Source organism: Biomaibacter acetigenes (assembly GCF_003691585.1).
GTDB lineage: Bacteria > Bacillota > Thermosediminibacteria > Thermosediminibacterales > Tepidanaerobacteraceae > Biomaibacter > Biomaibacter acetigenes.
This window is the reverse complement of sequence record NZ_CP033169.1, coordinates 2,537,406-2,552,426: the sequence shown is the minus strand read 5'-3', so window position 1 is coordinate 2,552,426 and position 15,021 is coordinate 2,537,406. Positions and strand designations below refer to the sequence as shown.

13 protein-coding genes and 2 pseudogenes are annotated in these 15,021 nt (G+C 45.7%); 13 read left to right on the top strand and 2 right to left on the bottom strand.

Annotated elements, in window-relative coordinates; genetic code table 11:
• Nucleotides 1-148: 148 nt before the first annotated feature.
• From D2962_RS12945 to D2962_RS12885, 13 genes and pseudogenes are all read left to right on the top strand, one after another.
• On the top strand, nucleotides 149-463 hold the full coding sequence (locus D2962_RS12945; RefSeq protein ID WP_122013965.1) for a hypothetical protein: 315 nt from the start codon (nucleotides 149-151) through the stop codon (nucleotides 461-463).
• An 83-nt stretch (nucleotides 464-546) separates the two neighbouring features.
• Entirely contained in the window at nucleotides 547-1,821 is a 1,275-nt protein-coding gene (gene ltrA, locus D2962_RS12940; RefSeq protein WP_425456612.1) for a group II intron reverse transcriptase/maturase, read from the top strand.
• Between the two features lie 248 nt (nucleotides 1,822-2,069).
• Nucleotides 2,070-3,212 carry an IS110 family RNA-guided transposase gene (locus D2962_RS12935; RefSeq protein ID WP_122015209.1) on the top strand — a complete coding sequence of 381 codons (1,143 nt, stop codon included), beginning with the start codon at nucleotides 2,070-2,072 and terminating at the stop codon, nucleotides 3,210-3,212.
• Between the two features lie 377 nt (nucleotides 3,213-3,589).
• Nucleotides 3,590-4,444: a GntR family transcriptional regulator YhfZ gene (yhfZ, locus tag D2962_RS12930; protein ID WP_245984696.1), complete on the top strand. Its 855-nt coding sequence runs from the start codon at nucleotides 3,590-3,592 to the stop codon at nucleotides 4,442-4,444.
• 138 nt (nucleotides 4,445-4,582) lie between these two features.
• Nucleotides 4,583-5,670, top strand: a pseudogene (locus D2962_RS12925) (aminotransferase class V-fold PLP-dependent enzyme).
• 24 nt (nucleotides 5,671-5,694) lie between these two features.
• The gene (locus tag D2962_RS12920; RefSeq protein ID WP_245984693.1) at nucleotides 5,695-6,834 is read left to right on the top strand and encodes a YhfX family PLP-dependent enzyme; all 1,140 of its coding nucleotides are present in this window, start codon (nucleotides 5,695-5,697) and stop codon (nucleotides 6,832-6,834) included.
• Nucleotides 6,831-8,035, top strand: a pseudogene (locus D2962_RS12915) (phosphopentomutase). Before D2962_RS12920 ends, D2962_RS12915 begins: the two are co-directional and overlap by 4 nt.
• A 12-nt stretch (nucleotides 8,036-8,047) precedes the next feature.
• A complete protein-coding gene (locus D2962_RS12910; protein ID WP_122015206.1) occupies nucleotides 8,048-8,404 on the top strand; it encodes a PRD domain-containing protein in 357 nt (118 codons plus the stop codon).
• 81 nt (nucleotides 8,405-8,485) lie between these two features.
• Nucleotides 8,486-8,863 (top strand): DUF2620 domain-containing protein, encoded by a 378-nt coding sequence (locus tag D2962_RS12905; protein WP_120766418.1) that lies wholly within the window; start codon nucleotides 8,486-8,488, stop codon nucleotides 8,861-8,863.
• Nucleotides 8,864-8,883: 20 nt separating this feature from the next.
• Nucleotides 8,884-10,209, top strand: coding sequence for a YhfT family protein (locus D2962_RS12900; protein ID WP_122015205.1), 1,326 nt, complete (start codon nucleotides 8,884-8,886; stop codon nucleotides 10,207-10,209).
• A gap of 72 nt (nucleotides 10,210-10,281) precedes the next feature.
• Complete coding sequence (locus tag D2962_RS12895) at nucleotides 10,282-11,205, top strand: phosphotriesterase family protein (RefSeq protein WP_122015204.1); 924 nt, start codon at nucleotides 10,282-10,284, stop codon at nucleotides 11,203-11,205.
• Nucleotides 11,206-11,226: 21 nt separating this feature from the next.
• Complete coding sequence (locus tag D2962_RS12890) at nucleotides 11,227-12,366, top strand: amidase family protein (RefSeq protein WP_122015203.1); 1,140 nt, start codon at nucleotides 11,227-11,229, stop codon at nucleotides 12,364-12,366.
• 24 nt (nucleotides 12,367-12,390) lie between these two features.
• Entirely contained in the window at nucleotides 12,391-13,230 is an 840-nt protein-coding gene (locus tag D2962_RS12885; RefSeq protein ID WP_120766414.1) for a PHP domain-containing protein, read from the top strand.
• Between the two features lie 73 nt (nucleotides 13,231-13,303).
• Here D2962_RS12885 and D2962_RS12880 read toward each other — a convergent pair whose 3' ends face one another.
• Together D2962_RS12880 and D2962_RS12875 are read right to left on the bottom strand one after the other, a co-directional pair.
• Nucleotides 13,304-13,951 (bottom strand): polymer-forming cytoskeletal protein, encoded by a 648-nt coding sequence (locus tag D2962_RS12880; protein ID WP_120766413.1) that lies wholly within the window; start codon nucleotides 13,949-13,951, stop codon nucleotides 13,304-13,306.
• A gap of 11 nt (nucleotides 13,952-13,962) precedes the next feature.
• The gene (locus tag D2962_RS12875) at nucleotides 13,963-15,003 is read right to left on the bottom strand and encodes a ParM/StbA family protein (RefSeq protein ID WP_120766412.1); all 1,041 of its coding nucleotides are present in this window, start codon (nucleotides 15,001-15,003) and stop codon (nucleotides 13,963-13,965) included.
• Between the last annotated feature and the right edge of the window lie 18 nt (nucleotides 15,004-15,021).

The following is a 15,021-nucleotide window of genomic DNA, read 5'->3' as shown; positions in this document are numbered from 1 at the left end:
AAAGTCTGCTATGGGGCTGGCAGCGGCGACCATTAGCCAAACAGCAAGGGTGTCTACCGTGAGATAGAATCTGAAGGAAGCTGTAGGCAAAGCCACGGCCTGAGGAACACGAACCGCATATAAGGCTATACAGTTCGGATGAGTTTGCTTGACAAAACGAAATCCGGTGCTGCCAAGGAACTGCGTAGTAAATGCACAAGGTTACGGGGCGAAGGCTATCGCTCTTACCCGGGGAGGTCTGGCGGAAACGTTAGGGAAACTAACAACCCGGGCTGAAGAGGCTCGGCTGAACTGTCAGAAGTCAGCAGAGGCCATAGTAGCCGGCACAGACGTCATGCCGACGAAGGGCCGAACACGAAGCGAGGGCCGGGGACCCACCGAAGGTGGGTGGTGGCAAGTTCGAGAAACATACAAAGACAGCAGAAAACCCCGAAAGGGGCCTACCCTGGGAAAGAAGCGGTGAAGCCGCAAGGGCCCCAGGGAGGGCCGAGTATGTATCCGGCACAACCCGAGAAGATATCCCCGAAGGACCATGATATCCACCTGATGGAGAAAGCAGTATCAAGAGAAAACATGACAAAAGCACTGCGACGGGTAGAAGAAAACAAAGGAGCGCCAGGCGTAGACGGCATGCCGGTAGAATCCCTCCGGTCACACCTACGAGAAAACTGGCCTCAGATAAAGGAACAACTTCTCACAGGGACCTATCAACCTCAACCAGTGCGCAGCGTCGAAATCCCGAAACCCAGCGGAGGAGTGAGACTGTTAGGAATCCCCACCGTCACAGACCGCCTAATCCAGCAGGCTCTGCTGCAAGTACTAACACCCATATTTGACCCGGAATTCTCAGAAGCAAGCTACGGATTCAGGCCCAACCGAAGAGCCCACGACGCAGTAAGGAAAGCACGTCAATATGTTCAAGAGGGATACCAGTGGGTAGTGGACATGGACCTTGAGAAATTCTTCGACAGAGTAAATCATGACATACTAATGGCCAGAGTAACTCGCAAGATAAAAGACAAGCGTGTATTAAAGCTCATACGCAGCTATCTACAGGCAGGAGTAATGATAAACGGAGTAGTCATGATTACCGACGAAGGAACACCTCAAGGCGGGCCCCTAAGTCCACTTCTTGCCAATATAATCCTTGACGACCTTGACAAAGAACTAGAGAAAAGAGGCCACAGATTCGTAAGATATGCAGACGACTGTAACATCTACGTCAAAAGCAAAAGAGCGGCACCCATCTTCGATGGGTACCCGCGGGTAATGGAAAGCATAACAGCTTTCCTGAAGAATAAACTAAAACTCAAAGTAAACGAGCAAAAGAGCGCAGTGGACAGACCCTGGAAGAGGAAATTCCTCGGCTTCAGCATGTACATCACTAAAGATGGAACAACCAAGATAAGAATAGCACCACAGAGCATAGACAAAGTCAAGAACAAAATCCGTGAGATAACCTCAAGAAGCAACGGACATGGAATAACACAGAGAATAGACAGACTAAACACATACCTCGGCGGATGGCTGGGATACTTCGCACTATCGGAAACACCCAGCAAACTTGAGGAACTCGACGGATGGATAAGAAGAAGACTCCGCATGTGCTTGTGGAAACAATGGAAGAAAGTTAAAACAAGATATCGAGAACTAAGGAATTTGAAACTTCCGGAATGGGTAGTCCATGAGCTTGCCAATGCCCGAAAGGGATACTGGCGTATGTCAGGGGTATTAAATAGAGCCCTCAACAACGCCTATTGGCAAGGTCAAGGGCTCATGAGTTTAGTGAAGAGATATCAAGAAATTCGCAAAGCTTGGTGAACCGCCGTATACCGGACGGTACGTACGGTGGTGTGTTGGTATGATAAAAATGCAGGCTCTTCTCTGGTATAATTAGAATAGGGTTTCGGAGAAGGCTGTAGGCGGGGCGATTGTCCTCTCGCTGGGATGAAATAAGCCCGTTGGTGTGTTTAATCGCCTCCTCGCCTCACCCAGTTGTGGCCAAGCCCACGAATAGGTGAATGTAAAAGCAACTCCGCCTGCCAACTTAATTGGAGAGGGGGTCGAAAATGCGATTCATTGGTTTAGATGTGCATCAAAAATATGCAGAAGGGTGTGAGATCGGGCCAAACAAAGAAAAAAGACGTTTTCGGATAGCCAATACACGACAAGCATGGGAGGAGTTCGCCAAAACCCTAGATTCCAATACTCGTGTCGTCATGGAAGCTACCAGTAACGCCTTTTGGATTCATGATATCCTATCTGGTTATCCAGGGCAAATTGTGATCGCCAATCCCTTGAAAACTCGTGCCATAGCTGAAGCTCGTGTAAAAACCGATGCCCTTGATGCTCAAATTCTTGCTCAACTGTTAGCGGCAGACTTTATTCCTGAGTCTTGGATTCCGAACAAGGATGAGTACCAATTAAGAGTTCTGCTTCATCACCGAATCCGTCTCGCAAAAATCCGTACTATGCTGAAAAACAAGATTCACGCTGCGTTAATTCGCAATGGAATCCAGTCTCCATGGAGCGATCTATTTGGGAAAAACGGAAGAAAATTTTTAGAGAATATTTCGTTGCCGGAAACAGAGCAAATCATAGTTTGTTCATCATTAAAACTGCTGGATACTGTACAAAAAGAAATGGCGGCCCTCGAAGCAGATTTGTGTGCTAGGGCGAAAGAGAACCCAAATGTAAAATTACTGATGGGTATACCTGGCATTTCGGTTTTGAGCGCATTGACTATTCTTGCAGAGATTGGGCCAATTTCGCGCTTTTCGTCACCTAAAAAACTGGCATGTTACGCGGGACTGGTTCCATCTGTTCATCAATCCGGCAAAACACGCTATACCGGTAACATAACAAAAGAAGGCCGCAGCACCCTACGTTGGATACTGGTTCAGTGTGCACAGCGAGCAATTCAAAGCAAAGGGAAATTACGATCTTTTTATTTGCGTTTAAAGGAGAAGAAAGGGCACAAAATTGCGATTGTAGCTACAGCACGTAAGTTGCTGCATATAATATGGGCGGTTCTAACACGCCAAGAAGAATACATGGAACTCACAAAAAATTTGCTGGAAAGAAAACTAAAGAGTTTAACCAAACAAGCTCAAGCGTACGTAGTAGACATGAATGAACTGTTGCGAGTAATTGATGGCATCGAAGATGTATCGGAGAAAGAAACTCAGTCCTGGCTATTTGGAACAGGATAATTATTTAGCTTGCAGGATATGAAGCATATGAGCTTCAGTCCGTCTCCGTCAAGGGAAAGAGCATTGACTGATCTACTGAGCTATGGTGAACAATTAAGCAAGCTAGCCAAAGCAAGCCTGGTTAAAAAATCGAAATGACCTGGCCTAGTATTATATTGCCTTTTTTACATTTGACAACTGTAATTGCTTGAGAATTTTCGGAGCAGGACTTGCATTTTTTCATAGGTGAGAGGACGGGGGCTAATCGCCCCCTCCTACTCGATTGTTTGATTTCTATTCAAGGCGGGGTAATGACGGAATTTTTTTTGTTGAATTATTTAAAAACATGTGCTATAATTAAAATACAACGTATAGTATATTGTATGGGTGAAAATTCAATGATAGACAGACAGCTTTTGACTAAAAATGGAATAGCCGTTCTTCGGCTTGCCAGGGAGTTCTTGTCCCTGAAATCTGGGGATAGGATAGAAACTGTGGGCGACTATGCCGAGAAAATGGATCTTGGCCGCGGTACCATACAGTCAGCCATGAGATATCTGGAGGAAACCGGGGCTATAAGGTTAGAGGCAAGAGGCCATCTCGGAACTTACATTGAAGAAATAGACTATAAAAAACTCTGGGGAGTTTCCGGGTTGAGTAGTATAACAGGTGTTATGCCGCTGCCGTATTCCAGAAGATATGAAGGGCTGGCCACGGGGCTTTATAAAGTTTTTGAAAAAGCCAGCATTCCCTTTAACATGGCATATATGAGGGGCGGTTACAACAGGATTGAAGCATTAGAGCAGGGCAAATATGATTTTGCAGTCATGTCAAAATTGGCAGCAGATATAAATATTGCTGAAGGCAGGGACATAGTGATAATATTGAGTCTTGGCAAGTATTCTTATGTCAAAGGTCACAAGATTTTATTTGCCGATCCTGAATATAGAGAGATAAGGGACGGCATGAAAGTTGCCATAGACAATACTTCCATAGACCATTATGTTCTCACCAGATATGAATGTGAGGGAAAATCTGTAGAATATGTTCAGCTTTCTTACAACCAGATTTTAAAGAGCCTGCTGGAAAAAAGGATTGATGCCGCTGTATGGAATATCGATGAAACAGAAGATCGCAATCTGAATCTTCCCTATTATGATCTAACAAATCCTAAGGTGTTGAAATTGAACGAAGATGATACCGAGGCGGTTTTTGTGGTCAAAAGACCAATTGGGGTGTTGACGGAGTCTTAAGGCATGCCATCGATAGGCAATTTATATTGGACGTGCAGAGGCAAGTCCTGGACGGTCATATTTTGCCCGAGTATTGATATTTATATTTAGGATACAATACAAAATTCTGTAGATTGAATAATACTTGGGGGTAAAAAAATGGAGATATTTCCTTTGGAATCTATAAATTTAGAAGAGGCAAAAGAGCTTCATTCAAACTGGTTGATATAATCACACGTCATTTTTCCGGTACCGAGTTTCTTTCGATGGGAGATGTCGGAGTGGTTCCAGGATTGGGCAGGCCCAGGACCACCGCCAGGGTTGAAAGGGTAATAGCCGAGTTTTTCGGGGCGGAGGATGTAGCCTTGGTTCGAGGTGCCGGTACGGGTTCCATACGTTTTGCTTTGCAAGCTTTGTTAAAACCCGGGGATAAAATACTGGTCCATGATGCTCCTGTTTATTCCACTACCGATACCACTTTCAGGACCATGGGCCTTGACATTGTGAAAGTCGATATGAATGAGACACAAAAAGTTTTGGAAGCCCTTACTCCCGACATCGATATGGTTTACATCCAACATTCTCGCCAGAAGATTTCTGACAGGTATGACATGTATGAAATCATAAGAGCAATAAGAAAGGTCTCCGGTGTTCCGATTGTCACCGATGAAAATTATACCGTTTTCAAGACCCGCTATATTGGGACACAGTTGGGAGCTAATGCTTCATGTTTTTCACTATTCAAGCTATTGGGCCCTGAAGGTATAGGCTGTGTGGTGGGGGATAAGAAGGTCATCGATAGAGTCAGAAAGATGAATTATTCCGGCGGCGGGCAGGTTCAGGGGCCGGAGGCCATGGAAGCCCTCAGGGCGGTGGTATATGTCCCCGTCATGCTGGCCATTCAGAGCGAGGAGATAGAAAAAGTGGCAAAAGCCGTAAACGAAGGTAAGATACCGGGAGCTATTGCCGCATATATAGCCAATGCCCAGTCGCGAACGGTGCTGGTGGAACTAAAAGAACCTATTTCTCAAAAAGTTATTGAAGAAGCCAATAAATTGGGAGCTGCTCCCTATCCCGTCGGTGCAGAATCAAGGTATGAAATAACTCCAATGTTTTACAGGGCGTCGGGCACATTTATCAAGGACAAACCTAAAATGAAGGACTACCTCATAAGGGTGAACCCCATGCGTGCCGGGAGTGGTACCGTGCTGCGGATTTTAAAACAAGCCATTGAGAAAGCCAGGTGATTTCACATGTTTCTAGAGGCAACTTTGAAGAACAATCCAGAACTGATAGAAGCTGCTGCGGCTTTTCATAAAAAAGGTTTAATAGAGCCCAATACCTATTGTATAGATCTGGATTCGGTCGGGAAGAACGCGAATTTAATAGCAGAAACGGCCAAAAAGCTTGGAATAAATTTATACTTTATGACAAAACAATTTGGCAGAAATCTTGTAGTGGCAAAGACTATAGTGCAGGCGGGCATTGAAAGTGCTGTAGCAGTGGATATGGATGAAGCCAGGGTTCTTTACAAAAACGGTATTACTATAGGACATATGGGCCACATAGTCCAGGTGCCCCGAGCATTGTTAAAGGAAGCTTTGCAGATGAAACCTGAAGTTATCACCTGTTTCAGCCTGGAAAAAGCTCGGGAGATAGACGATGCGGCAGGCGAGCTGGGAATAGTGCAAGATATTCTTTTAAGGGTTGTAGATGATGGCGACTGCATATATCCGGGGCAGGAGGGAGGAATCCCTTTAAAAGATCTGGAAAGGACTGCATCGGCCATAAAAAAGTTTGCAAACGTTAGGATCATAGGAGTAACATCTTTCCCATGTCTGCTGTATGACTATGATTCTGCAAAAATAGAGCCTACGGCAAATTTATACACTATAACAACGGCGGCACGGCAGTTAAAGGATATGGGCTTTGATATTGCCCAGATCAATGCTCCCAGTGTCACCTGTGTATCAACTATGCCTCTTTTAAAGGAGACGGGAGCCACACACGGAGAACCCGGCCATTCCCTTACGGGCACCACGCCGCTTCATTCAAGGGGACATGAGCCGGAAGTTCAGTCCATGGTTTATGTTACGGAAGTTTCCCATAGTGATGAAAAAAGAGCTTATGTGTTCGGCGGCGGTTTCTACCCACGTTCCAGGTTGGAAAAGGCGTATATTCCCGGTAAAAAACTTATATTAGAGGCAAGAGATATTTCTCCTGAATCCATCGATTATTATACTTCACTGGAAACCGAAGGTACCAAACTCTACCCCGGTGAAACGGTGATATATTCCTTCAGGACCCAGATCTTCGTTACCAGGTCAAAGGTGGCAATCATAGAGGGAATTCACAAGGGTAACCCCAAAATTTTGGGCATATTCAACTCCATGGGAGATAGAATAAGATGAAGAGGGTTATATTGCTGGTAATAGATAGTCTGGGTGTCGGTGAAATGGAGGATGTGATGAAAGTGCGGCCGCAAGATAGGGGAGCCAATACCTTAAAGCATGTGGCCGAAGCTGTAAAAGATTTTAACATTCCGAGCCTTGAGGCCCTGGGCGTCGGGTATCTGGTGGATTCGGAGAAATAAAAAGGCCGTCAAACCCTCTCGGAAGTTATGGTAAAAGCAAGCTTGCCCATTTTGGAGCCGACACATATCAGGGGCATCAGGAGATAATAGGGAGCAAGCCCAGAATGCCGGTAGTAAAACCTTTTATCAAATTTATGGACCGGGTCGAAAAAGCCCTTAAAAAAGCAGGATATGATGTAAAAATACCGGATCCGGAACACCCTTTCCTCCTCGTGAACGGCCTTGTGACAGTGGCGGACAACATAGAGGCGGACCCCGGACAAAACTACAATGTCACCGCACCCCTGGATTATATATCTTTTGAGGAAGAATTGACCATAGGCAGGATTGTCAGAGAAAATGTGGAAGTTGGCAGGGTTATTGTCCTGGGTGGAAGGGATATTGCCATGGATGATATTTTAAAAGCTATTGAATTCAAGGATGGTTCCATTACCGGCATCGATTGCCCCAAATCCGGGGTTTACAGGAGTGGCTACATGGTAAGACATCTGGGATACGGTGTAAACCCTGAAGTTCAGGTCCCAACACTGCTTCACCGGCAAGGCTATCCTGTATCCCTCATCGGCAAGATGGCCGATGTGATAGAGTGTGATGGTGCTGAATACTTTCCCATGGTGGAGACGGAAGGAGTCATGGAATTAATTCTAGAAAAAATGGTTTCCCAGAAAACCGGCCTTATTGCCGCCAATGTCCAGGAGACGGACCTGGCAGGCCATGCCATGGATGCCTCAAGATATGCTGAAAGGTTGATGACGGCGGACCTTTATCTTAAAAGTATTTTAGAGCAGATGAAAGAGCAGGACTTGCTTATTATCACAGGAGATCACGGCAATGATCCCACCATAGGCCACAGCCATCACACCAGGGAAAAAGCCCTTTTGCTGGTGTATGGAAAGGAACTGAAGGCCGTGAATCTGGGAGAAAGGGATACCCTTTCCGACATAGGTGCCACCATAGCCGATTATTTCGGCATCCAAAAGCCCGAACACGGGAGAAGTTTTCTAAACTTGATTTGTTAAAGGGGAGTCAAGATGGACAGCGAGATTCTTGAAAGACTTGAGATATTGCATACATCGGGTCAAATAAGCGAACAGGATAAGGACAGGACCATTAAGGCTATAAATTATTTAGAAAATAAACTAAAGATAAAGGTGGAAAAAGAGATGGGGGGGATGTTTGCCACTCACCTGGCTAAAGCCCTTTCCCGTATTGCCTGCAATGAAGCCATAGAGGAGAGTAGTGAAGAAGCTGAAGTGGCTGTAAGAGAACATCCGGAGATTTTACGAGAGGCCGAAATACTTTTTGAGGATACTCTTGGTATAAAAGATGTTCCAAAAGGTGAAATAAACTTTATAGCTATGTATATGAATTTACTGTTGAACTCATAATTTTATAAGGAGGTGGTGGGCGGTTCATAAAAAGTTCAAAAACTATCAGAAGAAACTTTTTAAAGAAAGGAGTTGGGAATAATGCCTATACGCATTGTTGTGGGAGGCCTGAATAAGGATGCTATTGAAAGAGCCGCAAGATCTGCGGGAGGGGATAATGTTACCGTGGCTGTAATGTCAGACTTTGAAGCCGCAAAAAAGATAAAACAGGGCCAGGCCGATTACTATTTCGGTGCCTGCAACAGCGGGGGCGGTGCTGCTCTGTCGATTCCAATAGGAATATTAGGTTATGGCAACTGTGCCACTGTGGCAAAGGCTGGTGGCCGCCCTAAAGCTGAAGAAATAGACAAGCTTGTTCAGGCCGGCAAGATTGCCTTCGGTATGTCAGTTGAAGCTATTGACGAGGCGGTGCCCATGTTGGTAAAAAGCATCCTTAAAAAACATGGAATTTTAAATTAGTGTAAAGGGGGAACAAACAAATGTTTATCAAGTTAGGTGTGGTAGCAGTTCTGTGTGCTCTTACTTCTTTAGCTTCTCACTACGGTCGCGCGGTATTTCATGATGGTATACGTCCCATCATGCCGGAGTATTATCAAGGGCGCATGAAAAGGGCTGAAATGAGCTCGGTAGCTTTTGGCTTGAGTGCGGGATTTATCGTGTCGGTTGGATTTGCTTTTACGCTTTCTTCAAACCTTCTCAACCCCTGGCTGCTATTTTTGCCCACGGATATTCTGGGGGTTGTGGCCCCGTATTCATGGCTGGCGGCAGTCCTGGGCGCAGGTTGGGGTATAGGTGTGACGGCATTTTTTGGTGCATTGAACACCCTGTTCAAATTAATGCCTGTCAATATGCTGGATGCCTTAGGAGCACTGTCATCCCCGGTTATAGCAGGATTTGCGCTATTTCCTGTGCTGGCTATTTTTTCCCAGTTTGGTTGGAAGAAAGGTGCCATCACTCTTGTCCTTGAACTTATCGCAAGGCAGCTGGCGGCATTAAAAATCATTACCGTAGGCGGAACCCCCATATATGCGGAAGCTCTGGAAATGTTCATTGGTGTACTAATGTTGATAATTTTTGCGATATCTAAAGATATGGGGGCAAAAGACAAAGCATCAGGTGAAAATATTTTTGAGGCTAACACCAGACGTATATTTAATTCACTGCCTTTATTGATGGTCATTGGCGGTCTTGTGGCACTCATCAGCAACATGAAATGGTTTGCGGGTTCCGAAGTTGACTTTCAGCTCTTAAGTCAGATATATGCAACGGGAAATAAAGGCCAGCTCATAAGTGTGGCGGCTGCTGACTTCGTCCGTGGATTGGCGTTTCTACCGCTAATTGTCACGACATCACTGGCATCCGGTGTTTACGGAGTTGTGGGTTTGACTTTCGTATATCCTGTAGGTTACTGGCTCGCGCCAACGCTATTTGGCGAAGGTTTCTTTGGTCATATTATGGCCTTTGTACTGGGAGCTTTGACAATACTGGCCGAGGTGTCCGCTCTCCGATTGGTGGGCGTGGGCCTGGAAAAATTCCCTTCAATCCGTGAAGCATCTGACAATATAAGGACTTCCATGAATAATGTGCTGGAAATTGCCCTTCTCGTAGGTTCTGCCATGGCGGTGCTCAACATGAACCCGCCGGGAGTGCAGGGGCAGAACTGGCTTGCCTTTGCTATATTTGCATCACTTTATATGATAAACGAAACTCTTGGCCGTCCTATCATAAGGCTCGCATCATCACCGCTGGCGGCTATAATTACAGGGATTCTGGTAAATATCTTCTATTTGATTCATCTAATGTAGTAAAGTTTTTGGGGAGGGGTATTGGGTTTGCCAATTTTCTCCTCCCCTTTTTTCCTGAGGAGGTTTTTTAGAATGGATAAAAAAATCCAAACCGTCACCGGCGAAATAAAGAAGGATAAAATCAAGGGAGCCATGGTACATGAACATCTGGCTATGAACCTTTCCGGTGTGAGGGGAGAAACCACGTCGATTCTTGGCAACCAGGAAACCCTTCCGGCTATCAGTGAAGAGCTTAATACTCTTAAGGAACTAGGGGTAAATACCATCGTTGAGCTGACAAACATAGGAATGGGCAGAAATCCTGGACTTCTTAAAGAATTGGCGGAGAAAAATGAACTATATATCGTAGCGGGAACCGGTTATTACAAAGAAGAATACTATCCTCCGGAAGTTGTTGAGTTATCTTTAGAAGAATTGGCGGAAAAGTTGACGAATGAGATTTTGTCAGATATGGAGAACACCGGGATAAAAGCAGGGGTATATGGCGAAATAGGCAGTAGCTACAACGTTATAACTCCGTCGGAACAAAAGGTTTTCCGGGCCGTAGCAAGATCCCATAAGGTTACCGGAGCACCTATAAGTACTCATTGCGAACTTGGAACTATGGGACTTGAGCAGAGAAAGATTTTCGATGAAGAAGACATTTCACCTGAAAAAATTTCTTTTGGCCACCAGGATCTTAACGAAAATATTCATGAGCAATTAGAGCTGTTAAGGTGGGGCGCTTTTATTCAATTTGACACTGTAGGGAAGGTCCGATATCGCACTGATGAAGCAAGGATTCAAAATTTGCTTGAGCTGTTAGATAAAGGTTTTGAAAACAATATATTGCTTTCCTGTGATATTACAAGGAAGACTTATTTAAAAAAATTCGGAGGCCATGGCTATGTATATTTATATGATTCTTTCCTGGAAAAACTGCAAAAACAGGGGGTGACCTGTGACATCATTAAAAAAATGACTGTAGAAAATCCGAGCAGATTCCTCGCTTTTTAGGAACTGATTAGGAGGAATTTCATGTCTCAAAGAACTTCTTTTGAAAAATCTACTGAAATGATTAGACTGGTAGGAGCCCTTATGAGGGCCCAAAAACATTTAAGTACTTCGATAGTTTCTCTAGTTGGAGATATTCAGGAACAGGCAGAAAGGTATGTGAAAAGTGATATAGAACGCCCCCTTTGCCTTTTGGGCATAAAGGAAAAAGGAGTGCCTACCTGGGTAAAAGATCGCCTTACTCCAGAAAAGGGTTACATTCATATCACGGTGGATAGGATGGCACCCGGCGGAAGAGCTATTGATACGGGACTTATAAACCCTCTCACAGGGAAAATGATGACCGGTTCCACCAGCGGTGGTGCTGTTAATCTGCTAAAGGGCATAACCGATATTGCTATAGGAACCGATGGCGGTGGTTCGGTACTGGGGCCTGCTCTGGCTACACAGCTTTTTGCGATAATGGGGAAAGGCCTGGGCTTAGGAACCGGCGAGCACCACAAAGCTACTGATGGAAAATGGTTTGAGCCTGCCATAGGGATACTGGGGCGAAATCTTGAAGAAATACTAAAAACGGTAGAAGATTTAATGGATATGCCCGGGGTGTTTCTGAAAGAAAGGCAAAATAAAGATTTATCAGGAATCAAGATCGGGTATCCAGGGCCCGGCATTACTTTGCCAGACGGTAAAGACATGGCTGATGCACTCAGACCTGTAGCAAGAAACCTGGAGGCACGAGGGGCCGAAACTTTCGAAATCAAAGCTCCTGATGGACTATGGGACAGGCAACAATCCTTATCATGGCTTCGTTCCATATGGCCTGAAAAAAACAGTTGTGAAAATCCCTGTGATGTTATTGTTACCAGAGAAGGGCCTGTAGACCTTTTTGGAATTGGTGATTCGGTGGCAGGATTGTTGGGAGAAACGGGAGAGCTTTTGCAAAAATCCTCCGGTAAATATCTATTGAGATCGGCAAATATGGCCGGATGTACAGCCCTGGCGATACCCGGCAGGGAACTTGCTTCTGGATATATAGTTATTTGCCCGCAAGGAGTTGAGAGTGCAAAAAAAGCAGTAAGGGTTGCCGGATGCCTGGTTGAATATGATGAGCGCCCGGCGCTTTTTGAAGAGTATTTTGGGAAGAAATTGTTTGACCTTCCATGATGTTGGATGTTAAAGGTGAAAAAAATGATCGATCTACACATTCATACAACCGCTTCTGACGGTAGTTTTTCGCCGTGGGAGATAATGGATAAGGCTGAGAAGTTGGGACTAAAAGCCATAGCCATTACTGACCATGAGTCGGTGGATGGTATCCCTGAGGCTATGAAAGCCGCCGAAGGCAAAAATATAAAGGTTATTCCCGGAGTGGAGATAGAAGCCTTTGTGGATATAGAGGGGGAAAATACCAATACCGTAATCCATATTCTTGGATATAATGTCAATTGGAAAAATCCTGAATTTAATAATGCTTTGAATGAAATGATCACAGCCAGAACGGAGGTCACCAGGAGGATGGTGGCTTTACTGGCAAATTCAGGGTTAGATGTAGGCTGGGATGAAGTGGCCGCTGTGGCAGGAAATCGTCGCTGGATTGGAATAAACCATATTCTTGAGTGCATGCTGAAAAAAGGTTATTTTGCTTCCCGAAAACAGGCCATGAAGGGTTATCTGCAATATTTTGTATATGGTAAAATTGCCTATGTACCTTTTCCGGCCGTGTCTGCTAAAGAAGCTATTAACATAATAAAGGAAGCCGGAGGAATTCCGGTCTTGGCCCATCCTGGCCTTTATCACAGTGATGACTTGATCCCGCAACTTGTGAAGGATGGTATCAAAGGTATAGAAGTGTATTACGCGGGGCATATCCGGAAGGATATAAGTAAATTTGAAGAACTGGCTACAAAATATGGACTGATTACAACCGGGGGTTCCGATTATCACGGAATCTTTCACGAATGGGAACTGGGGTTGGGTGAAGTGAAGGTTCCAGAGTATACTGTGAAAAAATTGCTGGATCTTTTTTGACTTAACTGCAATTTTCTAATTTAAAGGACATGAAAGAAAAGCCGCTGCTGTGGGTCTGCACAGCTCAGCGGCTTTAAAAACTGCTGTGAAAATGCACTTCTTTGCTGGAAGCGGTGGTGTGAGATGTTGCCGGAAACGATGAAGCCTGTGGTATAGGCACTGATGCTTGCGGTGCCGTATACGTTTGAGGTAATTCTTTCACTACCGGTACCCGGGCCGGAGTTTCTCCCACCGCCGGTATTCCTGGTGGAGTCTCTTCCATATCCGGCGTTTGCGGCTGAGTTTCTTCCGCTGTCGATTTATGAATCACCGGCTGTGGCAATGGTTGAGAATTCGGCATATTCGTTTCTGACACTGCGGATGCCGGCGCCCGGGATATTGCAGGCATCCCGTGAGCGTCGGCGGCATCATTTGCGCAGATCATTACGCCTCCTTCTTCCACCAGCAATTCCCTATAGACCAGTTTGTTGTATACCAGCTCGCCGGAAGAGTGAATGACCAGGCTGTAAGCTTCGACATTTCCATGGACCTTTCCGGCGATTACCAGCGTTCTGGCTTTTATGCTGCCTTTTATATAACCCGAAGGGGCGACGAATACGTTCATTCCATTGCAGATATCCCCGGTGAAGGCTCCGCTGATTTCCATATGGCCGCAGCTTTCCCTGGGTTGGGCTTCCGGATTCAGGAGATTGTTGAATAATTCTAATATATTTCTGCTCAAATCATACCACCCTAAGGCTGCGCTATATACTCTTCCTGTGACTTCCCGACGCGGGATGGAGGATTCCACAGCCGGCTGGCCCAGGCCAGGTATCCGCGGCAATTGGCTGTTATGGGGTCGGAGACAAGTTTTGCCTGAGAAAGCTGGGGCAGCAGGTACTGGCTTATGGCATGTCCACCGCCTCCGCTTATTATAATGCTGTCGAAATCCGATACCCTCCACTGAGAGTTGATTTCCACCAGGATGTTGGTGGCCAGTTTTTCAAAGGCATCGTTGACAATATCCGTGATGTCGATAGATTCTCCCGCCACATTGATTTTGCGCTTTATGACTATCCCGTCCAGGGCATAGCTTTCCTTTTCCAGTCCGTATTGAGAAGCAAGGCTCAGGCCTATCTCGCTGTACGCGGTGGCCAGGCCTACCGATAGCGACTTGCTTTTTTCTGGGATGTATTCGGAGTCCTCTATGGCGGCAAGGTCCGTAGTTCTGAAACCTATATCTACTACTCCAATGCGGCCTTCGGGCAGGGATTCCGCCTCCTGGCCCCAGAGGCCGGAAAACTGGGACCAGTAAGTTCCGAGAGGCTGAGGCACGATCTCCACATCCCTGACATTTAACTGGATATCCCGGCTGTTTCCGTCCCTGTAAAGAGTTATGGTGCGTTCGCCTTTGATCCTTCTGACGAGATTTTCCGCCATGTGCATCCTTTCGACGGGAAGGCCCGTGACCACGTTGAATTCGGTAGAAGCGCCGCCGGAAAATAAGCTCAGGGCGCTGAAAAAAAGGATTTCAAAGTCTTCTCCCACGGAACGGTTATAGGATAGGTCGCGGTAAACGAATTTGGAATGTCTGATGGCGGCTTTTCCCACAAAATAGATCCTTTTGCCTATGCCCACTTTGAGATGGTCGATTGCCGAGAATTGGCCCATTCTCGTGCTGAATGTGGGCTTTGTATGGCCTTCGCCCACGACGCTTGGAAAAGAATAACCAGCCTCGCCGTCAGTAACCTTTACAAAACCATACCCGACATCGATGCCGATCAATTGTGCCATTGTCGAACCTCCTTTTAA